Origin of the sequence: Salinivibrio sp. PR919, assembly GCF_001995355.1 — a bacterium.
Lineage (GTDB): Bacteria > Pseudomonadota > Gammaproteobacteria > Enterobacterales > Vibrionaceae > Salinivibrio > Salinivibrio proteolyticus.
In genome coordinates this window covers 20,207-45,100 of record NZ_MUFL01000024.1, presented here as the reverse complement: position 1 = coordinate 45,100, position 24,894 = coordinate 20,207, and the positions used below count along the sequence as shown (strand labels likewise).

The window sequence follows — 24,894 nt, the reverse complement described above, 5'->3', positions numbered from 1 at the left end:
GTATATATGATCATGGTCGTGAATCTTATACGCAACACTTATCTTTCTGTGGATAACTAAAGCAACGCCAGATAGATCTTCACCATGAGGATCCTTGCGCCTTGCTCGACGCTTAACGATAATGCCGGTCATCTTGTGCCAAACATTATCCGTTGCCGAAAAGCTATCCGTATGCAGTCACCACAGTCCGAATCAGAACTCATGCAGCGTGCCGCTGATTTAGCCGGTTTCACGCTAGGGGAAGTCAGCCAAGAGCATGGGATCGTCTGTCCGGCCGATCTGAGCCGAGAAAAAGGCTGGGTAGGCATGTTGCTAGAAACCTGCTTGGGCGCGACGGCAGGAAGTAAACCCGAGCAAGACTTTGCTCATTTAGGGATTGAGCTAAAAACGATCCCCGTAAACGCGCATGGCAAACCACTCGAAACCACCTTTGTATGTGTTGCGCCTTTGACAGGTATTAGTGGTGTACAGTGGGAGCACAGCCATGTTCGACACAAACTCTCCCGTGTCCTTTGGGTTCCCGTTGAAGGAGAACGCACCATCCCACTCGCAGAGCGACGCATAGGCACTCCCCTGCTCTGGTCACCCAGTCGAGAAGAAGACGCGCAGCTGCGTGCCGATTGGGAAGAGCTGATGGATTTGATTGCCTTAGGACGGGTGAATGATATTACCGCGCGTCACGGCCAGTATTTACAGCTGCGCCCTAAAGCCGCTAACAGCCATGCACTTACCGATGCGTTTGGGGCAAAGGGCGAACCGATCAAAACCCTACCGCGTGGCTTTTATCTGCGCACCCAGTTCACCCATCATATTCTAAGCCGATTTTTCGTCAGCTGACCGAACGGCTTAAAAGCGTATCGGCATATCCTCTTTGCAGGGCGGTTGATCACCGGTGGCAAACTCGTCGTAGGGGTCGAACAAGCGCAACACACCTTGTTCAATCCCCAGCGCCTTTAAGCGGTCTCCCACTTGACCCACATTATCAAACTGCATCACTTCACCAGTAGCATCGTCACGCAAAGGTTCGAGGTGGTGTTTCACCTCCACTTCAACGGAATATTTCGCACCACCGGCGTGGGCCATCACATAACACTGGGGGCAAGAGCGCGGGTCGGCGCGCATCCATGCCTTAAGTTGTCCATAGTTCATGATGCTCTCCTCATTATGATCTTTATCAGTTAAGAGCAGGATCTGAGAAACTGTCAAGCAAGGCACACAATGCTTTTGCTTCGCAATAAAATTCTCTACTATGGAATGCCATAGGTCGATTGCAGACAAGGAGACAGGATGCAATACCACCGCCTRCCCCATTCCACCTTAGATGTCAGTAAAGTGTGCTTGGGCACCATGACCTTCGGTGAGCAAAACACCGAAGCCGATGCTCATGCGCAATTGGATTTTGCCTTCGAGCGCGGCGTTAATTTTATCGATACCGCCGAAATGTATCCGGTTCCGCCCAGCCAAGCCACGCAAGGCCGCACTGAGGCGTATATCGGTAGCTGGTTAGAAAAGTCGGGGAAACGTGATCGTGTGATTTTAGCGACTAAGGTCGCAGGCCCACGCAATGTTCCTTACATCCGTGAGGATATGTCCCTCAATCGTCGTCATATTCATCAAGCGGTTGAAGACAGCTTATCGCGCTTAAAAACTGATTACATCGATTTGTATCAGGTGCACTGGCCACAGCGTCACAATAACTGTTTTGGCAAATTGAACTATCCGTATCAAGACGAGCACTCCGGCGTCACCTTGCTAGATACCCTGGATGCGTTAAATGATCTGGTGAAAGCCGGTAAAATTCGCTACGTCGGGGTGTCCAATGAAACGCCTTGGGGCGTGATGAGCTATTTGCACTTAGCCGAGAAACACAGCCTGACGCGGATTGTATCGATCCAAAATCCCTATAATTTACTTAACCGTAGCTTTGAAGTCGGCCTGTCTGAAATCAGTCATCACGAAGGCGTCGAGCTACTTGCCTACTCCCCCCTTGCCTTCGGGGCACTCAGCGGGAAGTATTTGGGCGGCGCGCGTCCCTCTGGTGCGCGTTGTACCTTACATCAGCGTTTTTCCCGCTATTTTACTGAGGCGGGACAAAAAGCGACGCAGGAATACGTTGAGTTAGCCCGAGCGCACGGCTTAGATCCGGCGCAAATGGCGCTCGCCTTTGTCAACTCTCGCCCTTTCGTTGCCTCCAATATTATTGGCGCAACCACCCTAAAACAGCTAGAAAGCAATATCGACAGCCTCGATATTACCCTCAGTGAAGACGTCCTCGCGGGGATTGACGATATCGCTACTCGCTATCCAAACCCATGCCCTTAAACCAGAAACGGCAGCCTTATAGGCTGCCGCGGAGAGGATGATTAGATAGGGCGGCGTTTGCTCTCAAACGCCGCTTTCTGGGACCCATTACAGCCACCGCCATCGTCGTCGCCATGTCACAAGATAGCGTTTTGCCGCGAAATGTGTACTCACAGGCAACCCATCTTGAAAGTCGGCGGTGATAGCAAGATCACGCTGCAAATGACGGTTCAATGCAACATTGGCAATTCGATAGCGGTTCGCGTTGGTACGACGCCGACGAAGTGTATCGATACGAACAACAACTTGCGCTAATGGGTATAAAGATAGTTGAGTCATGTTGGCTCTCCTTGTTGGTTAAAGGAGGCCACAGGCACAATACGTAGTGGGACTGCAATCTGGCCGCATTATGCCCGCGGCCAGTTACAATTGGTCGCAGAGTCAGATGTATAAGCGGGTATCTCGTGCGCAATGATTGGCACGACCCATCGCTGAGGCAAAGATGACACCCTGTTTTTGGCTCGGTATGTATGTCATGTTGCCTCCTAAATACACATGAATCTGCGTGACTTGAGGGTTTATTGTTCAACATCACGTCATTATATTCAATAACTTATTCGAAAATTGTGCAAATTTAACGCAATACTCTGCTGTCGTTTTTAGCAACCTTGTATTTGCACTGCTCTGGTTAACAAGGCTGTGACATAAATAGATAATTATTCTGTTCCTATCTCAGCATCAGCTGTCGCTTTCATCCCCTTCGAGCCTTAAACTCATTGAACGGGCGATAAGTTGACCTTTGAGGCAATAAGCTGTTGGCGCAACGCTTGTAGGGCTATCCCCATAGCCTGCTGAGGCAACCAAACCAAATCGACAAAAAGTTCCCAGCTATCTTGTGCAAGATCGGAAGGCAAAATCACTAACTCACCTTGTTGAACCGCCGTTTCCACCAATGAGAAGGGTAGCTCCGCCCAACCAATCCCCGCCTCAACCAAACGCAATGCCACACTCAAGTTTTCTGTTCGCCATGCGCTGTCTGCATATTGCCAACGCGGCGCCGCGTGCCTATCTCGTCCGGCCACCACAATTTGGCGATGCTTCACAATTTCAGGCCAATCAAAGTGCGTTAACCGCGCGAGTGGATGTTGAGCACTGCAAACCGCGCACATGCGCATCATCTCAAGGTTATAAAATTCAAAGGCGGTCGGCAGCTGTTGCTCCTGCACCAGCAGCCCTAATTGCGCGCGCCCTTGCTCAAGTAAGCTAATCACATCCACATAAGCGGCGGTGAGAATTTCAATTTCGACCTGTGGAAACTGCTGTTCAAACGCCGCCAGACGCGCAGCAATACTGGGCGAGATCGCGGCAGACTCTGCAGCAATGGTGAGGCGGGTTTCGACACCGGTTGCAAACGCATCTGCGCTGGCTTGAAGACGCTGCATTTCGGTTAAAATTCGTTTCGCTTTACCCAGCAGTGCCTCACCTTGCTCTGTCAGCACCGGGTAGCGCCCTTGACGGTCGAATAACGTCACCGCCCAATCAATCTCGAGATTCGCGACCGCGGTGCTGACCACAGATTGTGCTTTACCCAGCTTTCTCGCCGCCGCAGAAAATGAGCCAGTCTGTGCTGTCGTCACAAACGCGGCTAATTGATCCAATGAAAACGCCATCAAGCTCTCCCGAGAATTATCATCTATCTATTTATACGATAGTTAATAACTTAGATACATCGATTTTATCTATACAATAGTTCAGAAGCTCGATAGTGGACGAAACGGTGTCTTCTCCCTAGCGTCGCCACTATCGATCGCGAATAACGTAAATTGATTGGGTTGTGTGAGGTTGTAATGCGAACAAAAGCCGACCGCTGGCGCCATGCCATTGGCTTTGAATTAATAGGCCTAATTCTAGTGGTATTCGGGCTCAATTTGATATTGGGGGCTGATATCGGCCACTTGGGGGTGATGGGCGTGCTGTTTTCTGTGATCGCGACGGGTTGGAACTATGTGTATAACATCCTGTTTGATAGAGCCATGCTCGCGATGCGAGGCAGTGTCCTCAAAACCCTACCAATCCGAATCCTGCACGCCGTGCTGTTTGAAGCTGGGCTTTTGGTGGTCACCATTCCGTTTATTATGTGGTGGCTCTCGATGACCCTTTGGCAAGCCGTGGTGATGGATTTAGGTATGGTTGTGTTCTACTTGTTTTACGCCTTTGWTTATAACTGGGTCTATGATCAAATCTTTCCGATCCCTTCCCATTCGCCCCAAGCGTAATGGTCAGGCTGCACGGAAGCAGCCCAACCCAATCTCTTTATTGACGAAATGTGCGAGGGGTGGGGATCAAGTTATGTTTGTTGAGCAAGCGATACATGGTAGCTCGCGACACGCCCAACTCTCTCGCCGCTGCCGACACCTGCCCTTTGTTCGACTCGAGTACCGCAATCAATGCATCGCGCTCTGACTCTTCGCGTATTTTGCGCAGACTTTGTTTGTAGTCCCCTTGGCGAGGTAAATCGAGATGTTCCGCTTCGATGACCAAGTGATCGGCAAGAAGCACGGCCCGTTTGACTTGATTGATCAACTCCCGCACGTTCCCCGGCCATGAATAGGCGCTTAATACACTCTTGGCTTCATCTGAAAACGTTCGCGCTTGGGTATTATATTGACGGGCAAACTTGAGCAGAAAATAGTCGGCTAAGTCGATGACATCAGCTTGTCTATCTTTCAACGACGGCATGTTAATACGCAACACATTCAGCCGATAATACAGATCTTCGCGGAACAATCCTTCAGCGACCCGTTTCTCTAAATCCATATGGGTTGAGGCGATAACACGCACATCCAAATCACGATTGTATTTGTCATGACTGATGTCGAGCATCCCCTCTTGCAATAAATGCAATAAATGGCTTTGTAAGTGCAGCGGTAAGTCACCGATTTCATCAAAAAATAAGGTGCCTTGATGGCATTGGCGTATTTTTCCGGGCGTCTCGTCATCACCCAATAATTCTTGCTGCATTTGCTCGTCGGCCAATGCCGAGCATTTAATCGACTCAAACGGGCCTTTGGCGCGGGTAGATGCATTATGAATAGCCAGTGCGACCAGCTCTTTACCTGTCCCACTCTCACCGGCCACCAATACAGACACATCGGTTGGCGCGACACGTCGCACCTGATCGCGCAGCTTTTTCATTGCAGGGCTTTTGCCTTCCAAGCCCATATCACTGTGATCGCCCAAATGGGGCCACACCTGACGCTCCAAACGCAGCATACCCAATTGGTGACCAATGGTGCTCATCAACTGTGAGTTCGGCACTGGCGAGGTGAAGTAATCAATGCAAAAGCTGACAATAAACTGGCAGATTGCTTCATTCCCCAATTGCTCTTCGCGCACCAAGGCCAACCAACGCACTTGCTTGTTACGGTTAACCATAGACGCGACGCCATTGAGGCTAAAATCATCGTGGCTTAAGTCAACAATACCAATACAGGGGCCAATGTCTTGCAACAAAGATTGCGCTGCGCGCAAGTCGTAACAACGATGACACCGCCAGCCTGCTTGTTCCAGGGTTGCTATCCAAGGCTCATACGGGCCCCCGACGACCACCAATGAGCTCAAGTTTGTTTCACTCCCTGTGTGTAATCCCATAACCTCTGCCTTACATCCAGTCTGTGATACTGCGGAAGAACCAAAGCCCCATTATAAGGAGGCTCAGTCCTGATTCTGTCTCAATAAAGAGACATTGAGTAGGTCAGAATACGTATAATTTTAGTCACTCGTCGCAAAAAGCAGAATAAAATAAAGCTTTTAGCGCGGGCATGATGCCGCTGATAGAAAAAAAGCGGCTCGAAAGCCGCTTTTTGATCAAACCTGACGATTTAGCCGTTTTGTTGTGGGCGCATCGCTGGGAATAGAATAACGTCACGGATGGTATGCGTGTTGGTAAACAGCATTACCAAGCGATCAATACCAATCCCTTGTCCTGCCGTTGGCGGCAAACCATGCTCAAGCGCGTTGATGTAGTCTGCATCATAATACATGGCTTCATCGTCGCCCGCGTCTTTCGCTTCCACTTGGGCTTTAAAGCGCGCGTCTTGATCTTCCGCGTCATTCAGCTCCGAGAAACCGTTCGCCACTTCACGACCACCGACAAAGAACTCAAAGCGATCGGTTACAAACGGGTTGTCATCGTTGCGACGTGCTAGTGGTGAAATATCTGCCGGATACTCAGTGATAAAGGTTGGCTGAATCAACTGAGGCTCGGCGGTTTCACCAAAGATTTCTTCCATCAGCTGACCGGCAGTCCAAAATGACTCCACACTGATTTTCAGTGATTTGGCAATCGCCGCGAGATGATCACGGTCTTGCGCATTCTCGTAGGTCAATGCTTGGATCTCAGCATGATCGGGGTTGTATTGCTTAATCGCATCCAGCATGGTCATGCGTGGGTATGGACCAGCAAAGTTAATTTCATGCTCGCCGTATGGCATCACAGATTGCCCCAGAACCTCGAGAGCAACACGCGATAGCATGTCTTCGGTCAAGTCCATCAGATCATTGTAATCCGCGTACGCCATATAGAATTCCATCATAGTGAATTCTGGGTTATGACGAGGCGACAAGCCTTCGTTACGGAAGTTGCGGTTAATCTCGAACACACGCTCAAAACCACCCACGACCAAACGCTTAAGATAAAGCTCTGGCGCCACACGCAAGTACATATCAATATCTAGCGCATTGTGGTGAGTGATAAATGGACGTGCAGTCGCGCCCCCAGGGATGACATGCATCATCGGGGTTTCTACTTCCATAAAGTGTTTTTCTACCATGTAGTTACGGATGGCTGTCACTACACTGGAACGGATTTGGAACGCCTGACGCGATTCTTCGTTGACGATCAAGTCGACATAGCGCTGACGATAGCGCAGCTCTTGATCCGCCAAGCCATGGAATTTTTCAGGCAATGGACGCAAGGCCTTGGTCAGCAACTGGTAGCGTTCCATATTGACATACAGATCGCCTTTGCCGGATTTGTGCAGCGCACCGTGTACACCGATGATGTCACCGATATCCAAGCCGTGGTATTCGGCTTTCAGTGCCTTTTGAACGTCTTTAGAGGCATAGGCTTGAATACGGCCCGAGACGTCTTGTACCACCAAGAAAGGACCACGTTTTGCCATGATACGGCCTGCGATGGTCACTTTATGATCGAGCGCTTCTAGCTCAGCTTTTTCTTTTTCGCCAAATTCAGCTTGTAGGTCCGCAGCAAGGTGCTCGCGACGGAAATCATTAGGATGACCGTTCGCCTTGCAGTTTTCACGGATGTGATTCAGTTTGGCGCGACGCTCGGCTATCAGCTTATTTTCGTCTTGTAACTGGTCAGTCATAGAAAACCCTTTACTCAAAGTCGTGATTACAGGCCAGATTTGAGGCTGGCTTCAATAAATTTATCCAAATCGCCGTCAAGTACGGCCTGTGTATTGCGGTTTTCAACCCCGGTGCGCAAGTCCTTGATGCGTGAGTCATCCAGCACGTAGGAACGGATCTGGCTTCCCCAGCCGATATCTGACTTCGCGTCTTCGTTGGCTTGTTTTTCCGCGTTTTGCTTTTGCAACTCAAGCTCAAACAGTTTGGCGCGAAGCTGCTTCATCGCTTGGTCTTTGTTTTTATGCTGCGAACGGTCGTTCTGGCACTGCACCACCGTATTGGTCGGCACGTGAGTAATACGGACCGCTGACTCTGTGGTGTTAACGTGCTGACCACCTGCGCCAGATGCGCGATACACATCAATACGCAGATCGGCAGGATTGATGTCGATGGCAATATCATCATCAATTTCAGGGTATACGAACGCAGACGCAAACGAGGTATGGCGGCGACCACCCGAATCAAATGGTGACTTACGAACCAAACGATGCACCCCGGTTTCGGTACGTAACCAACCGTAGGCGTATTCACCTGTAATCCGCACGGTGGCAGACTTTAAGCCGGCGACTTCACCTTCAGATACTTCAATGACTTCCGCTTTAAAGCCTTTCGCATCGGCCCAACGCAAGTACATGCGTAACATCATGTTGGTCCAATCTTGCGCTTCTGTGCCGCCGGAACCGGCTTGCAGATCGATATAGCAATCTGACGCATCGTGTTCACCGGCGAACATACGGCGAAATTCCAGCTTCTCAAGTTTGGCTTCTAAGTCGGCAAGCTCTGGCTCGACTTCATCAAAGGTTTCTTGATCGTCTTCTTCAACGGCGAGCATCAAAAGCTCGTTAACATCCTCACCACCTTGGGTGAGTTGGTCAATGGTTTCAACCACAGCTTCCAACGAGGCACGCTCTTTGCCCAGTGCTTGTGCGCGCTCAGGTTCGTTCCAGACGTCTGGCTGTTCTAATTCGGCATTAACTTCTTCTAGACGCTCTTTCTTGGCATCGTAGTCAAAGATACCCCCGAAGAACATCGGTGCGTTCAGCGATGTCCGCGAGGCGGTTTTTGATTGGATTGATCTCAAACATGGTCAAGCATCTTCATTTGCGGAAATTTAACCGCCGAATTTTAGCGAATTGTGGGGTCAATAAACAGGGCATGACGGAAAAAGCCGCACAATTAAGCACTCTCCAGATGAGAAACAATCAATTGCGCACTGCGATTACCACGAAACTCGTTAATATCCAGCCGGTAGACTAACCGCATCTGCTTCACACTCGGGTCCGGCCAACGGCGCACATCGATATTAAACGCAATTGCATCAATCATGGCACCACCGTCTGGATGCTCCACCATTAATTTCAGATGCTTACTGCCAACCAGCTTTTGCTGTAACACCTTAAACGTGCCATCAAATTGCGGCTCCGGAAATCCTTGTCCCCAAGGTCCCCCCGCTTGGATAAGCTCCGCGGTTTCGATGCTCAAGTCACGACTCGACAGTTCCCCATCACTGAGTAGTACGCCTTTGAGATCATCCTCGCTGACTGCCTCACGGACTTGCGTATCAAACAGACGGGCAAAACGCTCAAATTCACTCTCATCGATAGTCAGCCCTGCCGCCATGGCATGCCCGCCAAACTTTTTGATCAAGCCGGGATGCTGAGTATCGATCCGATCCAGCGTATCGCGCATGTGCAATCCTGGAATCGAACGCGCCGAGCCTTTAATGGTGCCATCGCCCCCATCGGCAAAAGCGATCACGGGACGATGAAACTGCTCTTTCAGACGCGAGGCTAAAATACCAATCACGCCTTGATGCCAATCTCGTTGAAAGAGTGCAAGGCCAACGGGTAAGTCTTGTTCGCTTTTTTCGGCAATCAAGCGCTCACACCATGCCACCGCTTCTTGCTTCATCCCGGCTTCAATTTCTTTGCGAGTTTGGTTAAGTGCGTCCAACTCAGAGGCCATGCGGCGCGCGGCGTGGATATTGTTGCTCAGTAACAGCTCCACCCCAAACGACATATCATCCAGTCGACCCGCCGCGTTGATCCTTGGGCCTAAAGCAAATCCAAAGTCGCTGGCCACCAAGGTCGCCATGTTTCGGTTAGCGACTTCGATCAGTGCCTGAATACCGGGGCAACATCGCCCTGCACGAATGCGCTGTAAGCCTTGGTGCACCAAGATACGGTTGTTGGCATCCAATGCCACCACGTCAGCTACGGTTCCCAATGCAACCAAATCAAGCAGTTCCGCCAAGTTCGGTATCGCAATGCCTTGTTGCTCAAACCAACCTTGTTCACGCAAATGGGCCCGCAATGCCAACATCAAATAAAATGCTACCCCAACACCGGCAAGGGCTTTGGACGGGAAGCCACAGTCATTTAGATTAGGGTTTACCATCGCATCTGCGTCAGGCAGCTGCTCTCCGGGTAGGTGGTGATCGGTCACCACCACTTGCATGCCTAGCGCTTTGGCATGCGCGACTCCGGCCAACGATGACACACCATTATCAACGGTCATGATGAGATCAGCATCACGCTCGGCCGCTTGTTCGACGACGTCAGGACTCAGTCCATAACCATCGTCAAAACGGTTTGGCACTAAATAATCGACTCGCGTTGCGCCCATCATGCGAAGCGCCTTCACCGAGAGCGCCGACGAGGTCGCGCCATCAGCGTCAAAGTCTCCCACGATAAGAATCGACTTGTGGGTTGCGATCGCCTCCGACAGTAGTGCGACAGCGCCTTCGATACCGGTTAACGCTTGGTATTGATGTAAGCCTGCCACACTGCGGTTTAACTCACTGTCTTCGCGCAGTCCTCGATTGGCATACAAGCGTTGTAGCAAAGGGGGAATATCATCACTAAAGGCCGGCGTGACCGTCGGCATTCGTCGTTTTATCTCTATCATAATCACCAATCAGGGTTAGCCGCGTGGATGATGAGTTTGATGCAGCTGTTTCAAGCGCTCAGTCGCAACATGGGTATAGATTTGGGTCGTCGAAAGGTCGCTATGGCCAAGTAACATTTGTACCACACGCAAATCAGCACCGTGATTGAGCAAATGGGTGGCAAACGCGTGGCGTAACACATGCGGGGAGAGCGCGTCGCTATCAATCCCTGCCAGCTGAGCGTAATACTTAATACGATGCCAAAACGTTTGGCGTGTCATCTGTCGCGCCCGTTTGCTGGGGAAAAAAACATCGGTACTGGTTTCGCCAAGCAGCACAGGCCGGCTGTGTGCCAAATAATGCTCCAACCAATCTACCGCAGTTTCTCCCATCGGCACCAAGCGCTCCTTGTCGCCTTTACCAACCACACGGACCACACCTTGCCGTAAACTCACATTTTCAGTGGTCAAGCCCACCAGCTCAGTAACACGCAACCCCGTGGCGTAAAGCAACTCAAGCATGGCTTTATCGCGCAGCTCCAGCGGATCGTCGGTATTGGGCGCATCGAGTAATGCGTCAATTTGCTCTTCACTGAGATCTTTCGGCAAGCGTTTCGGTTGTTTAGGGCTAATTAAGGTGGCACTCGGATCATCCGGACGCAGCTTTTGACGGTATAGATACTGGAACAAACGACGCAGTGCCGACACCATACGGGCTCGGCTGCTGGGCTGATAGGCTTGCTCGTGCAACCAGTACTGATAATCCTGCAAGTCCTGTTTACTCACCGACAGCAATGCACGGCTATCAAGCCAGTGGCAGAGCTTAAGCAAGTCATTCCGATAAGAGCCGAGGGTGTTTTCCGATAGCCCCCGCTCCATCCACATGGCATCGAGGAACTGCTCGATTAATTCAACATTCTTGTTCACATTCAGCCTGCTTATTGGGGAAAACTCGAATAATAACGGCGCCACACGCGACTTAGCGCGGGTCATTATACAAAATGTCGGCGCCGCTTGCTGGATCAAATTACCCACCAGCAGGTAAACTGCAGGTAATCAAACCAAATGAGTCAAACTATGAGAATCGGTCTGTTTTATGGCTCAACCACCTGTTATACCGAAATGGCAGCGGAAAAAATCCGTGACTTTATCGGCGACGATTTGGTTGAGTTGCACAACGTCAAAGAAACGCCGCTGGCCAAAATGGCAGAGTATGACTTGCTACTTCTCGGCATTTCAACTTGGGACTTCGGTGAGCTGCAAGAAGATTGGGAAGCCGTTTGGCAAGACATTGATAGTCTGCAACTGCAAGGCAAAGTGATTGCATTATTTGGCCTTGGCGACCAAGAAGGCTATGCCGAATGGTATCTTGATGCCATGGGCATGCTCCACCAGCAGCTGCAAGGCAGTGGTGCGCAATTTATTGGCTATTGGCCCACCGAAGGCTACCGCTTTGATGCGTCTAAAGCTGTGACAGACGACGGAAAACAGTTTGTTGGCTTGGCCCTAGACGAAGACAGTGAGTACGACCTAAGCGACGAACGGATTCACACCTGGTGCGAGCAAGTTTTGGTTGAATACCAAGCGTTACTCGAACAGGCCTGATACCTCGCCTGTTGATATAAAAAAACCGCGCCTGAGCGCGGTTTTTTTATTGGGTAAGATCGTTACGCTTGCGCGAACTTGTCCGAACTTGTCCCAAGCCATTTCGCCACAATCATGGCCGCCACGGTCGGGAGCAACCATGCCATGCCAACATCGAACAATGGCAAGAAGTTAAAGGCGCTCATATCCACACCCATCACTTTCACCGCATCGAGCAGGCTAAACAGCAAAGCTACGCCAAGTACGACACGATAACCCAATGCTGGGTTTGGCAACCAGCGACGGATAAAGGTTAAACCGATCAGGGCAATTGCAACCGGATACAAGGCAAACAATACCGGCACTGAGATCGCGATCAGTTGTTTAAGACCCACGTTTGCAACAATTGCACACACTAAAGACACCACAACTACCCAGCGGCGATAAGTCCAACTGGTCAAAGTGCTAAAGTAATCGGCACAGGCGCTTACCAAGCCAATTACTGTGGTGAGACAGGCCAAGCCAATAATCGCCGCCAAAATCATTTGCCCTACAGGACCAAACAACGCATTAACGTAGGCGGCCATGATTTCGCCACCATTTTGCGTCCCAGCGGCCACTTCACTGGCAGTCGATCCCAAATAAAACAGAGAAATGTAAACAAACGCCAAGCCGGCTGCTGCAATCACGCCTGCATAAATCAGATACATACAGGTCGTTTTATTGTCTTCGATGCCTTTTTTGCGAATCACATCGACAATCAGCATACCGAACATCAGTGCCGCAAAGGTATCCATGGTGTTGTAACCTTCGAGGAAACCTGTAGTCAACGCATTGTTCACATAGGCGCCTTGCGCCGCTGCCACGTCACCCTGAGGATTGACAATCACAGCAATCGCAAGAGTTGCCAACGCCGCGAATAGCAGCGGAGTCAGTAGCTTACCAATCGAGTCAATCAATTTGCCCTGAGAGAGTGAGAAAAACATAGCAACGGCAAAAAAGACGATGGAGAAAGCTGTCAGTTCAACTTGACCTGGCTCGAGCAAAAAGGGTTTAAAGCCAATTTCGTAAGCAACGAGCCCGGCACGAGGCGCAGCAAAAGCAGGACCGATAATGATAAAAATCAGCACTGCCATTAAAGTGGCGAGTCCCGAGGGTAAATCACGCGTCAGGCCTTTCCAGCCGCCACCAGCGATGGCAACCGCAATGATACCAACCAGCGGGAGACCAACAGCCGTGATCAAAAAGCCCGTCATGGCGGATGTGAAGTGTTCACCGGCTAACATGCCAGCTTGAGGCGGGAAGATGATATTCCCTGCGCCTAAGAAAAAGGCGAAGGTCATAAAACCTAACGCTAAAATATCAACTAATTTTAAACGCTTAGTCACGATTAATTCCTACAGCTTTAGATGGTGTTTGCAATGAGTAATGATTCGCCCAGCTGAAACCTAGATTTATAATATTTTGTTTCATACAACGGGCAGAATTTAGAATAATGAACAAGATCATCATCACAGTAAAGCCATGACAGCAAAACCTTGTGATCTTCTGTTTTAAAAGTAACAGTTAGCTCAATAAACTGGCTGTGATGTTAAAAGCGATATTTTTTAACAGACCCCACCAGTAACATACTGATTACATAACAGTAAAAAACACTGCTCTTCGGGCAGGATGCATCAAGCGGAGAAGGCAACCTAGTGAGCGAGTTTCGATTCAAACAATTTAGCGTGACCCAAGACAACTGTGGAATGAAAGTCAGTACCGATGGGGTATTGTTGGGCGCTTGGGCTGATCCCAAACAAGCGAAAAGTAGTCTCGATATTGGCACAGGAACCGGCCTCCTAAGCTTGATGCTTGCGCAGCGTTTTCAACATTTATCGCTCACCGCCATCGAGTACGATCCCGCCGCTTATGCCTGTGCAACCCAAAATGTGCATGCCTCCCCCTTTGCAACGCAAATTCAGCTACGACAAGGCGACATTACACAGTGGCACACGAGCACACGCTTTGAGCATATCGTATGTAACCCTCCCTATTTTACCAGCGGACAAACCGCACGCGATGCAAAGCGTGCCACGGCTCGGCATGCACATACATTGACGCATGAGGCGCTGCTTCACGTGCTCGTTGCGCGATTAACCCCAAGCGGATGCGCCGATCTTATCTTGCCGGTTACCGAAGGCGAGCGATTGATTGCCGATGCGACACAATATGGCCTGCACCTCCATCGTCAGGTGTACGTTTACCCGACCCCTGGCAAACCCGCATCACGATTACTTTTTACCCTCAGCCCCACGACGCATCCATTGRTCTCTGATACGCTGGTGTTACGTGATGACCATAACCACTTTACCCCCGCGTTTGCAGCATTAACGCGCGATTTTTATCTAAAATTGCCCTAATCAGTACACACCTTTCTGGTAGTCACTCGATGTGATCTATTTACTGATACTCTGCATATCGACGCGATTTACGTATATAATGCTGCTCTTAACTGTCCTTGGAGAAAAACCCTGTGCGAAGCTTTGCCGAACTTGAGCTCGATCCTGAATTGCTCAGTGCCCTCGACGATATGGGCTATCAACGTCCAACGCTTATCCAATCCGAGGTTATCCCCCACGGGATGGATGGACGCGACATTTTAGCCTCTGCGCCAACAGGTACAGGCAAAACCGCCGCCTTCTTGTTGCCTATGTTACAGCACTTGCTCGACTTTCCTCGCCAAAAGCCTGGACCGGCGCGCGTGCTGATCTTGACCCCAACCCGAGAGCTCGCGATTCAGGTCGCTGACGAAGCGCGCGCCTTGGCAGTCAACACAGAGCTCAAGATTTTCACCATCACCGGCGGTATTTCCTATCAAGATCATGCAGAACAGTTAGGCAAAACACAGGATATCGTCGTCGCCACACCGGGGCGACTCATGGAGTACATTGAGGCAGAACGCTTCGACTGTCGCGCCATCGAGTGTTTGGTGTTAGATGAAGCCGACCGCATGCTCGATATGGGATTTGCCAGTGCGGTAAACCGCCTCTCTGATGAATGTCAGCGTCGCAGTCAAACCATGTTGTTTTCCGCCACACTTGAAGGTCGCGGCGTCACTGGATTTACCGAAAGCTTGTTGACCGACCCTGAGCTTATTAATGTGGAGCCACCCCGCCGGGAACGCAAAAAAATCACCCAGTGGTATCACCGTTGTGACGATCTCGCGCATAAACGCGCCTTGCTGAAACATATTCTTACCGAGCAAGCCGAGCGCGCTATTGTGTTTGTCAAAACACGCGAGCGTTTAGCCGATCTGCGTGATTACATGCAGTCACAACAACTGGATTGTGCGTGGATCCAAGGTGAAATGCAGCAAGCCAAACGCAACAATGCAATTAGCCGGTTTAGTGAAGGTAAAGTGAACRTCTTACTGGCCACCGATGTCGCCGCACGCGGTATTGATGTGCCAGATATTACCCACGTGATTAACTACGACTTACCGCGTACCGCAGATGTCTACTTACACCGCATTGGTCGCACCGCACGCGCAGGTAAAAAAGGCTCAGCCTTGTCATTGGTAGAAGCCCATGATCAGCCGATGATGGAACGTATTTCGCGTTACATGGATGAAGATGTTAAAGAGCGAACCATTGATGGCCTGAAACCAAAACATAAAAAAGCAGAGCATAAGAAGAAAAAGAAGAAGCAAACCGGTAAAAAAGCCGTTTCTGCTAAAAAGCCGAAAAAGCGTAAAAAGAGCTAGACAGCCCTTGCCTGATGCGACAGCTTGATTGTCCATCGCTTATATGAAGGAGGCCGCATAAGGCCTCCTTTTGTTTTGTTATCCCGCCTATTTTTCTGAACACAAAACGATCAGATTCACACATCAAAAAACCAAATGACACAAAATATTAACAATTGAGCACCGAATCAGTTTAAGATGCGGGTGGATAAAAAAACAACATGATGCAAACACAGTAGAAGGAACTCACTATGCAATCGTTTGTCGATTTTTTAAATAGCATCATTTGGAGTCCAGCGCTGATCTATACCTGCTTGGGTGCCGGTCTGTTCTACTCCATTTTGACGCGTTTCGCACAAGTCCGTCACTTCTCAGAAATGTGGCGCTTACTCTTCTCCAATAAAAGCTCAAAAAAAGGGATTTCCTCCTTCCAAGCACTCGCGGTCTCACTTTCGGGGCGTGTCGGTACCGGTAATATCGCTGGGGTTGCTGCTGCCATTGGGTTTGGCGGCCCAGGTGCGGTATTCTGGATGTGGGTCGTCGCCTTTCTCGGTGCGGCTACCGCGTACACAGAGTCAACCCTCGCACAGATTTATAAAGAAGAGGACAACGGCGAATTCCGCGGCGGTCCGGCCTACTACTTTGAAAAAGCGTTAGGTCAAAAGTGGTACGCCATCTTGTTTGCATTCGCGACCCTACTTGCATGTGGTGTAATGCTGCCGGGCGTGCAGTCTAACGCCATTGGTAACGCAGTAGAGACCGCTTTTGGTTCTGGCGCTATGGTTGATACGGCGATGTTTGGCGCCCTAGAGGTGTCGAAAGTCATCACCGGTGCCTTTATTTCCGTTGTACTTGGCTTCATCATTTTTGGTGGTGTAAAGCGTATTGCCCACTTTACTCAAATCGTTGTGCCATTTATGGCGCTTGCTTACATCATCATTGCGTTCGTGATCATCTTGCTGAACATCAGCGAGATCCCTGGTGTCATTGCTATGATCATCGGTGATGCCTTTACACCGATGGCAGGTGCCGGTGCTGCGATTGGCTGGGGTGTGAAACGTGGCGTCTACTCTAACGAGGCCGGACAAGGAACAGGCCCTCATGCCGCCGCCGCAGCCAACGTTGAGCACCCGGCACAGCAAGGTTTAGTGCAGTCATTCTCCGTCTATATCGATACTCTGTTAGTTTGTTCTGCCACCGCGTTTATGATCATCATTACCGGTGCCTATAACGTACACGGTGCGGGTGACGCCTTTATTGTGCAAAATCTCGCGTCATCTGTTGCGGCAAATAGCCCTGAGTTTACGCAGCTGGCTATCGAGCAAGCAATGCCGGGCCTAGGTAAACCCTTTATTGCCTTTGCGCTGTTCTTCTTCGCATTCACAACTATCTTGGCGTACTACTATATTGCCGAAACCAACGTTGCATACTTGCGCCGCACTTTCAAAGTGCCCGGTATGATGTTTGCGCTTAAAATCGTGCTGATGTCAGCGGTATTCTACGGGTGTGTACGTAGCGCGAACCTTGCGTGGGCATTTGGTGATGCCGGTGTCGGTCTGATGGCATGGCTCAACATTGTCGGTATTATCATTATTTTCTTTATTGGTAAACCGGCACTCAAAGCGCTTAAAGACTATGAAGAACAACAAGCGAAAGGGGTTGAGACCTACACGTTTGATCCTGTGAAATTAGGGATTAAGAATGCAGATTATTGGGAACAACGCCTTGCTCGTCGCCAACAAGCGCAAAGCGACCAAGCAGAAGATGGAAAAGGTAAGCCGGTGAATCCCACCGCGTAACCACCGCTTAGTTAGCCGCAATAAGGGCGCCCATCGGCGCCCTTTGTATTAATGAAGAGAGGCAGGATTAATCGTCAAGACGAAAAATAATATCTACTTGATCACGCACTTCCATCGTCGCATCTTGATAACTGGCCGCCACATCCGCTTTAGCACCGCGCATTTCAGCCTGCATCATGACTGGGCGAGGCGAGCTTGAGCGATAGCGAATCTGCCATACACCATCTAACTTCATCGCTAAACTTTCGGCCAATGCGGCTGCTTTTTCTCGCGCATCTTTCACCGCCGCCTCTCGGGCTTTCGCTTCTAACGCGGCATAATCACTGCTCGTCAGTTGAATATGGCTAATACGGTTTATGCCATCACCTAACGCACCATCCAGTACCGCGTTTAGATTAGTGAGATCATTTAAGGTCACTGTCACTTGACGCTCGGCGCGGTAACCCGTTAATTCTGGAGCTTTATCTTTGGGATACTGGTAACGTGGTGACAAATTGATGTGCGCACTTTCTATTTGTTCACGCGTAACGCCTTGCTTATTCAAACGGTTAATAAACTCAGCTACCGCTTTATCCGAGGCGAGCTTGGCGGCTTTGGCGCTTTTTCTTTCTGTCACTACGGCCACATGGATCATCGCCATATCTGGCTTGGCTGTCACTTCACCGACCCCTGTGATTTCAAGATGGGGAAAATCGATATTAGCCATGGCGGCAGGTGCCATCACCAGTGCACTGGTCAACAGCACCATAGCTTTGAGTTTACGCATACGGTCTCCTTAAATGGATTCACGATTTTACTAACACTCAGGTAAGACTCTCGATGAGCCAAAAGGCTCCCTGTATTTGGTCAATTTCCGGTTAAGATTGCACTAATGCACGCTGTGCCGCTTGTTGGCAAGCATGGGTCATTTCCGACAACACACCACTTTCCATTGCCCAATAGTGCCAATAAAGATGGCGGGCCTCGACTTTACCCGGCATCACATCAATCAAGGTTCCCTCCTCGAGCTGCTTTAACACCATTAAACGGGGGATTAAACAATACGCCATACTTTTACTCGCCATCGCGACAAAGGCCTCAGACGAACGAACAATGTGACGCCGCCACCCTGCGGCAGGCATCGCAAAATGGGACGCAAGAAAGTCCGCATGCATATCATCATGCGCATCGAAAATGACGGCGGGTGCCGCCATTAAGGCCTCCCTATCAATCCCTTGGGAGAAATATCGCTGTGAAAATGCAGGGGTTGCCACACAGCTATAGTCCATGCGACCCAAATACAGGCAATCACATCCATGCATGGGTGTGGAGTCTGTGCTAATGGCTGCAATTGCCTCACCACTTCGCATCCGTTTCAAGGTGCGGCTCTCATCTTCAACGAGCAAATTGAGATCAATCGCTTGCGCGTCTAACAAGGGGGCGAGTGCCGGTAGCAACCATGTCGCGAGACTATCAGCATTGGTGGCAATTGATACCGAGAGTACGGAGCCATCCGCATCTGGAGCAAGCTCTGGCAATGTCTCTTGCTCCAAAAGCTGAACACGCCGGTACAAACCCAGTAGACGCTGTCCAATCGGTGTTAGCCGAGGTGGCTGCTCGCGAACCATCACAGGTTGCGCAATTTGTCGCTCCAGTTGTTTGATCCGCTGCGAGACCGCCGATTGGGTAATAAACAACGCCGCAGCGGCACGCTCAAATCCCCCTAAGGTGATCACCGCGTCTAACGCTTCCACGCCTCGATAGTCCATTCACACCCCCATAAGTTAAACTAATTAACCATAAATATAATTAAGTTCACTTAATAGCCATCCCTGCTTAAAGTGGGAGTCATACCTCGTGATAAAAGGATCAAACTGTGAGTAGTTTTTTTGTGGCGCTCCAAGGCTTGGGGCTAAGCCTAACCATGATTATTCCTATCGGCGCACAGAATGCCTACGTGATTAACCAAGGGATCAGCCGTGAACATCATATGACCACTGCTTCCATTTGCTTTTTATGCGATATCATACTGATTTCAAGCGGCATTTTTGGTGGAGGCGCACTACTGGCTAGCTATCCGGTGTTGCTCAACACCATTACATTAGCCGGTATCGCATTTTTAAGTATGTATGCATGGCAGTTTATTCAAAGTGCTCGCCAGCCTGCTGAAAATGACGTTTACACGCCCACGATGAGCCGAGGTCGACGTGCCGTGATTATTGGCGCGCTAGCGGTGACGCTACTCAATCCACATGTCTATTTGGATACAGTGGTCGTCCTAGGTGCCATTGGTGGACAGTTTGCCTTTGATGAGCGTGTAGCCTTTACGGTTGGCGCATTACTCGGCTCTTGCTTATGGTTTTATGGTTTATCCGCAGGGGCGGCGCGATTATCTCCTTGGCTATCAACCCCATCAATTCGCCGCCTGCTCGATACCTTAATGGCCAGTATGATGCTTTTTGTCGCGATAAAACTCGCATTAGGCTTGTACACGCGCCTCGTCGCAGGATAAGAAAACGGCACCTCGTAGGTGCCGTTCGATGACCAACGTCAAAGCACAAGTTATTCACTCACATCGCTTCGGTTGATATGCACGCTCATCTGCGGGAATGGGATCTCAATATTGTGTTCATCCAAGGACTCTTTTATCGACTGCAGCAGCTCATAATACACGCTCCAATAGTCGCTGGTTTTCACCCAAGGACGAACCACAAAGTTCACGGATGAGTCCGCTAATGTCATCACACCAATAGTCGGTGCGGGATCCTTCAATACCAAAGGATGATTGGTAACCACTTCCGTTAAAATGGCTTTGGTCTTTTTCAGATCCGCGTTGTAAGACACGCCAATGGTGTAATTAATACGACGCGTCGCATGTTTCGAATAGTTGGTGATTGGACTACTGATCACCGAGCCATTAGGCACCACCACCATCTTATTATCAGGCGTGGTCAGTACCGTGGAGAAAATTTGAATCGACTCGACCGAACCGGCAACGCCGGCTAACTCCACGTAATCGCCTGATTTAAAAGGCCTAAAGGTGACAATCAGGACACCAGCAGCAAAGTTGGCTAACGACCCTTGCAAAGCCAAGCCCACCGCCAAACCTGCCGCACCGAGAATCGCGATGACAGACGCGGTTTGTACCCCAATCCGGCTGAGCGCGGCAATCAATACAATGATAAAGAGCAGATAACGCACCAAGCCGTGAATAAACTCCACCACCGCGTTATCCATTTGACGCTTACGCATCACCGCAGCCAGTGAATTGGCCAAGCCTTTCACCACCAGATTACCGATAATTAGGATCAGTAACGCAGACAAGATGTTTACGCCATACTGGATCAATAGGTCCTGATGGTCGATAAACCATGTTTGCGCAAACTTAGCACCTTCTACTACCGCGTTTTCTTCACTCATTCCCTTGCCCCTCTTTTTGGACCATCAATGATAAAGCTATGCTAGCAGGGTTTGACCCACTTGTGTCTAGCTTTGTAGAACGAAACTGAGACAGTTATGACTACACCTTCACTGAGGCTCCCAGTGAAGATATAAAAAAACCCGCCAAGTGGCGGGTTTTGATGACCGGAGAGACAATACTTATAGTACGTCAATCGCGTTAAGGTCAGAGAATGCTTGCTCCAAACGGGCAACCATAGATTCTTGACCTTTACGTAGCCATACGCGTGGGTCGTAGAATTTTTTGTTTGGTTGGTCGTCGCCTTTCGGGTTCCCGATTTGGCCTTGCAGATAGGCTTCGTTCTCTTGGTAGTATTGACGAATACCGTTCCAAGTTGCCCACTGGGTATCGGTATCGATGTTCATTTTGATCACACCGTAACCGATAGACTCTTCGATCTCTGCTTGTGAAGAACCAGAACCACCGTGGAATACAAAGTTCAGCGCGTTTGGTGCTAGACCAAATTTCTCTGCACAGTAAGCTTGAGAGTCACGCAGGATGGTTGGTTTTAGAACCACGTTACCTGGCTTGTACACGCCGTGTACGTTACCGAATGAAGCGGCGATGGTGAAACGGTGGCTAACTGCAGACAGTTTCTCGTACGCGTAGGCAACTTCTTCTGGCTTGGTGTAAAGATCGGCGGTATCAACATCGCTGTTGTCCACGCCATCTTCTTCACCACCGGTGATGCCCAGTTCGATTTCCAGCGTCATGCCCATTTTGTCCATGCGCGCTAGGTACTCAGCACAGATTTCCATGTTCTCTTCCAGTGACTCTTCAGACAAGTCAATCATGTGAGAAGAGAACAAAGGTTTACCGTGTTCTTTGTAGAAAGCTTCACCAGCGTCTAGCAGACCATCAATCCATGGCAGCAATTTTTTCGCAGCGTGGTCAGTGTGCATGATCACAGGCACACCATAGACTTCAGCCATCGCGTGTACATATTTTGCACCCGCTACTGCGCCTTTGATTTGAGCTTCTTGACCGTCTAGCTTCAGGCCTTTACCTGGGAAGAAGCCAGCACCACCGTTTGAGAACTGGATAACAACCGGTGCTTTTACTTTCGCAGCGGCTTCCATCACAGCGTTGATAGAGTCAGTGTTCACCACGTTGACTGCTGGCAGCGCAAATTTGTTCTCTTTGGCGACTTCAAATACTTTCTGAACGTCATCGCCCCAGATAACGCCAGGTTTTACAAAATCAAAAACTTTAGACATGGCTCTCGTCCTATTAACTCGGGTTGTCTTTGCTTAAACTTCGTGAAGGTGCCACAGCACCTTAACTAGAAATGGTGCAATCGTTTACGACTCGGCCTATTGTAGTCAAACGAATGCGAAAACGGGAGACATCGCTCCCGTTTTATCACGTCAATTACGCGTCTTTGGCACGTGCTTCTAGCATTTCTACCGCTGGTAGTGGTTTGCCCTCAACAAACTCGAGGAACGCACCGCCACCTGTGGAAATGTATGACACGTCAGCTTTGATGCCAAACTTATCGATGGCAGCCAAGGTGTCACCGCCACCGGCGACAGAGAAGCCTTCTGACTCTGCAATCGCTTGTGAAATACCCTTAGTGCCCGCTTCAAAGTTCTTGAATTCAAACACGCCTACAGGGCCATTCCACAGGATAGTTTTGGCATTTTTCAGAATGTCAGCCAGTGCTTGGGTAGATTCTGGGCCTAGGTCGAAGATCATGTCATCGTCTTGCACGTCTTCAACACGCTTGATCTCAGCGTCTGCGTTTTCATCAAACGCTTTGGCACACGCCACATCTGTTGCCACTGGAATATGACACTCTTCCATCAGTGATTTTGCAGTCTCGACCAAGTCTGCTTCGTACAGAGACTTGCCTACATTGTGACCGGCTGCAGCGATAAAGGTGTTGGCGATACCGCCACCGACAACGAGCTGATCCGCCACGGTTGACAGAGATTTCAGCACAGTCAATTTGGTCGATACTTTTGAACCACCCACAATCGCCACCATTGGGCGCGCAGGGTTATCCATCGCTTTACCCAGTGCATCTAGCTCGTTCGCCAGAAGTGGACCTGCACAGGCAATCGGTGCATGCATACCCACGCCGTGAGTCGATGCTTGCGCACGGTGTGCAGTACCAAATGCGTCCATCACAAACACATCACACAAAGCAGCGTATTGTTTTGATAAAGCTTCGTCGTTCTTTTTCTCGCCTTTGTTAAAGCGTACGTTTTCTAGAACCACCAGCTCACCGGCATTCAGCTCAAGGCCATTCAGGTAGTCTTTGGCCAAGCTAACCTTGCAATCCAATGCATCGTCAAGGTAGTTCACAACAGGCTGTAGCGAGAATTTGTCTTCAGGCTGGCCTTCTTCAGGACGGCCAAGGTGAGAGGTCACCATCACTTTCGCACCTGCCGCCAGGCAGTGTTTGATGGTTGGTAGTGACGCCAAAATACGCGCGTCAGATGTGACTTTGCCATCTTTCACTGGCACGTTGAGGTCTGCACGGATAAAGACACGCTTTCCGGCAAGATCCAAGTCGGTCATCTTAATTACAGACATAAGGTCCTCTCTATAAGGTTGCAAATTGAAACTGACTTAATCAGGGCGATACCCCCACTTGCTGGCTACTGCGTTGTCGCTGCCATGGCAAGGGTGGTATCCAACATTCGGTTGGCAAAACCCCACTCGTTGTCACACCAAACCAGCGTTTTAATCAGCTGATGGTTACTCACCCGCGTTTGTGACCCATCGACAATGGCGCTGTGTGAGTCATGGTTGAAGTCAATCGACACCAAGGGCGCTTCGGTATAATCCAGGATACCGTCTAATGTACATCGAGATGCGGTTTGCAGAGCTTGATTTACGTCATTAACTTTCACTTTAGTACGTACAGTGACACTTAAATCCATCGCTGTCACGTTTATCGTCGGTACTCGAACCGAGATCGCCTCAAACTTGTCAGAAAATTTCGGAAAAATCCTACCAATCCCGACATGTAATTTGGTGTCTACCGGAATAATAGACTGACTTGCCGCACGTGTGCGACGCAGATCGGTATGGTAGGCATCGATCACTTGTTGATCATTCATCGACGAGTGAATCGTGGTAATGGTGCCTGACTCAATGCCAAAGTGCTCGTCAAGCGCTTTAATCACGGGCACAATGCAGTTGGTGGTACAAGAACCGTTTGAGACGATACGATCATCGCTGGTCAGTGCTTCGTGATTCACACCAAAAATAACCGTACGATCGACATCTTGGCTGGCGGGATGGGAAAACAGTACTTTTTTCGCCCCCGCGGCAATGTGAGCCTCACCATCGGCGCGCGTGCCGAATTTACCGGTACAATCGAGCACAATATCAACGTCTAGGTCGCGCCAAGGCAAAAGGTGGAGTTCGGATAAGTGAAGGAGACGAATGCTGTCAGTAGCAACGAACAGATGTTCTTGATTGAAAGACACCGGCCACCCGAAACGCCCATGGCTGGAGTCATACTGCAGCAGGTGGGCCATCGCTTCTGGTTCCGCGAGTTCATTGATCGCCACCACTTGGATGCGATCCTGTTTGCCGCTTTCATACAAGGCGCGCAATACACTGCGACCTATGCGACCAAATCCATTAATTGCGACTCTTAGTGTCATGTCCATCGGTGCTCGTTTGACAACGCCGCCCAGTGTATCTCAAGCACGTAAAAGACGCACGTCTTATGTGAGGCTAATCACGCGACTGATCACCCTACCCCATCCAAAAGC

The 24,894-nt window shown here is 49.9% G+C and carries 23 protein-coding genes; 8 read left to right on the top strand and 15 right to left on the bottom strand.

What is annotated here, in order from left to right:
* The first annotated feature begins 171 nt into the window (after window positions 1-171).
* Window positions 172-837 carry a DNA mismatch repair endonuclease MutH gene (gene mutH, locus BZG83_RS06715; RefSeq protein ID WP_077479860.1) on the top strand — a complete coding sequence of 222 codons (666 nt, stop codon included), beginning with the start codon at window positions 172-174 and terminating at the stop codon, window positions 835-837.
* Window positions 838-846: 9 nt separating this feature from the next.
* Here mutH and BZG83_RS06710 read toward each other — a convergent pair whose 3' ends face one another.
* On the bottom strand, window positions 847-1,149 hold the full coding sequence (locus BZG83_RS06710) for a DUF6482 family protein (RefSeq protein ID WP_077456307.1): 303 nt from the start codon (window positions 1,147-1,149) through the stop codon (window positions 847-849).
* 138 nt (window positions 1,150-1,287) lie between these two features.
* Here BZG83_RS06710 and BZG83_RS06705 point away from each other — a divergent pair, with 138 nt between their 5' ends.
* Entirely contained in the window at window positions 1,288-2,322 is a 1,035-nt protein-coding gene (locus BZG83_RS06705) for an NADP(H)-dependent aldo-keto reductase (protein WP_077479859.1), read from the top strand.
* Window positions 2,323-2,409: 87 nt separating this feature from the next.
* Here BZG83_RS06705 and BZG83_RS06700 read toward each other — a convergent pair whose 3' ends face one another.
* Entirely contained in the window at window positions 2,410-2,640 is a 231-nt protein-coding gene (locus BZG83_RS06700; protein ID WP_077479858.1) for a hypothetical protein, read from the bottom strand.
* Window positions 2,641-3,074: 434 nt separating this feature from the next.
* Window positions 3,075-3,971 carry a LysR family transcriptional regulator gene (locus BZG83_RS06695; RefSeq protein ID WP_077479857.1) on the bottom strand — a complete coding sequence of 299 codons (897 nt, stop codon included), beginning with the start codon at window positions 3,969-3,971 and terminating at the stop codon, window positions 3,075-3,077.
* A 177-nt stretch (window positions 3,972-4,148) separates the two neighbouring features.
* On the opposite strand from BZG83_RS06695, the gene BZG83_RS06690 reads away from it, so the two are divergent.
* Window positions 4,149-4,577 carry a PACE efflux transporter gene (locus BZG83_RS06690; protein ID WP_077479856.1) on the top strand — a complete coding sequence of 143 codons (429 nt, stop codon included), beginning with the start codon at window positions 4,149-4,151 and terminating at the stop codon, window positions 4,575-4,577.
* 37 nt (window positions 4,578-4,614) lie between these two features.
* On the opposite strand, the gene BZG83_RS06685 is transcribed toward BZG83_RS06690, so the two are convergent.
* The 5 genes from BZG83_RS06685 to xerD form a co-directional block, all read right to left on the bottom strand.
* On the bottom strand, window positions 4,615-5,952 hold the full coding sequence (locus BZG83_RS06685) for a sigma-54-dependent transcriptional regulator (protein WP_077479855.1): 1,338 nt from the start codon (window positions 5,950-5,952) through the stop codon (window positions 4,615-4,617).
* A gap of 230 nt (window positions 5,953-6,182) precedes the next feature.
* Window positions 6,183-7,691, bottom strand: a complete 1,509-nt coding sequence (gene lysS, locus BZG83_RS06680; protein ID WP_069586549.1) for a lysine--tRNA ligase — start codon at window positions 7,689-7,691, stop codon at window positions 6,183-6,185.
* Between the two features lie 26 nt (window positions 7,692-7,717).
* Window positions 7,718-8,816 (bottom strand): peptide chain release factor 2 gene (gene prfB, locus BZG83_RS06675; protein ID WP_101494789.1). Its coding sequence is split into 2 segments (ribosomal slippage): window positions 7,718-8,740 and window positions 8,742-8,816, totalling 1,098 coding nucleotides; the frame shifts between segments, so codons are not numbered across the junction.
* 91 nt (window positions 8,817-8,907) lie between these two features.
* Complete coding sequence (gene recJ / locus BZG83_RS06670; protein WP_077479854.1) at window positions 8,908-10,638, bottom strand: single-stranded-DNA-specific exonuclease RecJ; 1,731 nt, start codon at window positions 10,636-10,638, stop codon at window positions 8,908-8,910.
* Between the two features lie 15 nt (window positions 10,639-10,653).
* A complete protein-coding gene (gene xerD, locus BZG83_RS06665) occupies window positions 10,654-11,502 on the bottom strand; it encodes a site-specific tyrosine recombinase XerD (RefSeq protein ID WP_232112119.1) in 849 nt (282 codons plus the stop codon).
* Window positions 11,503-11,694: 192 nt separating this feature from the next.
* On the opposite strand from xerD, the gene fldB reads away from it, so the two are divergent.
* A complete protein-coding gene (gene fldB / locus BZG83_RS06660) occupies window positions 11,695-12,222 on the top strand; it encodes a flavodoxin FldB (protein ID WP_069586546.1) in 528 nt (175 codons plus the stop codon).
* A gap of 62 nt (window positions 12,223-12,284) precedes the next feature.
* Here fldB and brnQ read toward each other — a convergent pair whose 3' ends face one another.
* Window positions 12,285-13,589 (bottom strand): branched-chain amino acid transport system II carrier protein, encoded by a 1,305-nt coding sequence (gene brnQ / locus BZG83_RS06655; protein ID WP_077479853.1) that lies wholly within the window; start codon window positions 13,587-13,589, stop codon window positions 12,285-12,287.
* Window positions 13,590-13,856: 267 nt separating this feature from the next.
* Between brnQ and BZG83_RS06650 the strand changes: the two genes are divergently transcribed.
* From BZG83_RS06650 to BZG83_RS06640, 3 genes are all read left to right on the top strand, one after another.
* A complete protein-coding gene (locus BZG83_RS06650) occupies window positions 13,857-14,603 on the top strand; it encodes a tRNA1(Val) (adenine(37)-N6)-methyltransferase (protein WP_274532432.1) in 747 nt (248 codons plus the stop codon).
* 113 nt (window positions 14,604-14,716) lie between these two features.
* Complete coding sequence (srmB, locus tag BZG83_RS06645; RefSeq protein ID WP_077479852.1) at window positions 14,717-15,946, top strand: ATP-dependent RNA helicase SrmB; 1,230 nt, start codon at window positions 14,717-14,719, stop codon at window positions 15,944-15,946.
* A gap of 230 nt (window positions 15,947-16,176) precedes the next feature.
* Window positions 16,177-17,724: an alanine/glycine:cation symporter family protein gene (locus tag BZG83_RS06640; protein WP_077479851.1), complete on the top strand. Its 1,548-nt coding sequence runs from the start codon at window positions 16,177-16,179 to the stop codon at window positions 17,722-17,724.
* Window positions 17,725-17,791: 67 nt separating this feature from the next.
* Here the strand turns inward: BZG83_RS06640 and BZG83_RS06635 are convergent, their stop codons facing one another.
* Together BZG83_RS06635 and BZG83_RS06630 are read right to left on the bottom strand one after the other, a co-directional pair.
* Entirely contained in the window at window positions 17,792-18,490 is a 699-nt protein-coding gene (locus BZG83_RS06635) for an oxidative stress defense protein (RefSeq protein WP_077479850.1), read from the bottom strand.
* Window positions 18,491-18,581: 91 nt separating this feature from the next.
* Complete coding sequence (locus BZG83_RS06630) at window positions 18,582-19,472, bottom strand: LysR family transcriptional regulator ArgP (RefSeq protein WP_077479849.1); 891 nt, start codon at window positions 19,470-19,472, stop codon at window positions 18,582-18,584.
* A 155-nt stretch (window positions 19,473-19,627) separates the two neighbouring features.
* On the opposite strand from BZG83_RS06630, the gene BZG83_RS06625 reads away from it, so the two are divergent.
* Window positions 19,628-20,215: a LysE/ArgO family amino acid transporter gene (locus BZG83_RS06625; RefSeq protein WP_077479861.1), complete on the top strand. Its 588-nt coding sequence runs from the start codon at window positions 19,628-19,630 to the stop codon at window positions 20,213-20,215.
* Window positions 20,216-20,265: 50 nt separating this feature from the next.
* Here the strand turns inward: BZG83_RS06625 and BZG83_RS06620 are convergent, their stop codons facing one another.
* The 4 genes from BZG83_RS06620 to epd form a co-directional block, all read right to left on the bottom strand.
* Window positions 20,266-21,123, bottom strand: a complete 858-nt coding sequence (locus BZG83_RS06620) for a mechanosensitive ion channel domain-containing protein (RefSeq protein WP_077479848.1) — start codon at window positions 21,121-21,123, stop codon at window positions 20,266-20,268.
* A gap of 180 nt (window positions 21,124-21,303) precedes the next feature.
* A complete protein-coding gene (gene fbaA, locus BZG83_RS06615) occupies window positions 21,304-22,380 on the bottom strand; it encodes a class II fructose-bisphosphate aldolase (protein ID WP_069591186.1) in 1,077 nt (358 codons plus the stop codon).
* 154 nt (window positions 22,381-22,534) lie between these two features.
* The gene (locus tag BZG83_RS06610; protein WP_077479847.1) at window positions 22,535-23,701 is read right to left on the bottom strand and encodes a phosphoglycerate kinase; all 1,167 of its coding nucleotides are present in this window, start codon (window positions 23,699-23,701) and stop codon (window positions 22,535-22,537) included.
* 65 nt (window positions 23,702-23,766) lie between these two features.
* Entirely contained in the window at window positions 23,767-24,783 is a 1,017-nt protein-coding gene (gene epd, locus BZG83_RS06605) for an erythrose-4-phosphate dehydrogenase (RefSeq protein WP_077457434.1), read from the bottom strand.
* Window positions 24,784-24,894: the final 111 nt, after the last annotated feature.

Bases quoted from the DNA above. Each gene is read 5' to 3' on its own strand.
- mutH (WP_077479860.1), top strand. From the start codon at position 172: ATGCAGTCACCACAGTCCGAATCAGAACTCATGCAGCGTGCCGCTGAT.
- BZG83_RS06710 (WP_077456307.1), bottom strand. From the start codon at position 1,149: ATGAACTATGGACAACTTAAGGCATGGATGCGCGCCGACCCGCGCTCT.
- BZG83_RS06700 (WP_077479858.1), bottom strand. From the start codon at position 2,640: ATGACTCAACTATCTTTATACCCATTAGCGCAAGTTGTTGTTCGTATC.
- BZG83_RS06695 (WP_077479857.1), bottom strand. From the start codon at position 3,971: ATGGCGTTTTCATTGGATCAATTAGCCGCGTTTGTGACGACAGCACAG.
- BZG83_RS06685 (WP_077479855.1), bottom strand. From the start codon at position 5,952: ATGGGATTACACACAGGGAGTGAAACAAACTTGAGCTCATTGGTGGTC.
- lysS (WP_069586549.1), bottom strand. From the start codon at position 7,691: ATGACTGACCAGTTACAAGACGAAAATAAGCTGATAGCCGAGCGTCGC.
- recJ (WP_077479854.1), bottom strand. From the start codon at position 10,638: ATGATAGAGATAAAACGACGAATGCCGACGGTCACGCCGGCCTTTAGT.
- xerD (WP_232112119.1), bottom strand. From the start codon at position 11,502: ATGTGGATGGAGCGGGGGCTATCGGAAAACACCCTCGGCTCTTATCGG.
- fldB (WP_069586546.1), top strand. From the start codon at position 11,695: ATGAGAATCGGTCTGTTTTATGGCTCAACCACCTGTTATACCGAAATG.
- BZG83_RS06640 (WP_077479851.1), top strand. From the start codon at position 16,177: ATGCAATCGTTTGTCGATTTTTTAAATAGCATCATTTGGAGTCCAGCG.
- BZG83_RS06635 (WP_077479850.1), bottom strand. From the start codon at position 18,490: ATGCGTAAACTCAAAGCTATGGTGCTGTTGACCAGTGCACTGGTGATG.
- BZG83_RS06630 (WP_077479849.1), bottom strand. From the start codon at position 19,472: ATGGACTATCGAGGCGTGGAAGCGTTAGACGCGGTGATCACCTTAGGG.
- BZG83_RS06625 (WP_077479861.1), top strand. From the start codon at position 19,628: ATGATTATTCCTATCGGCGCACAGAATGCCTACGTGATTAACCAAGGG.
- BZG83_RS06620 (WP_077479848.1), bottom strand. From the start codon at position 21,123: ATGAGTGAAGAAAACGCGGTAGTAGAAGGTGCTAAGTTTGCGCAAACA.
- fbaA (WP_069591186.1), bottom strand. From the start codon at position 22,380: ATGTCTAAAGTTTTTGATTTTGTAAAACCTGGCGTTATCTGGGGCGAT.
- BZG83_RS06610 (WP_077479847.1), bottom strand. From the start codon at position 23,701: ATGTCTGTAATTAAGATGACCGACTTGGATCTTGCCGGAAAGCGTGTC.
- epd (WP_077457434.1), bottom strand. From the start codon at position 24,783: ATGACACTAAGAGTCGCAATTAATGGATTTGGTCGCATAGGTCGCAGT.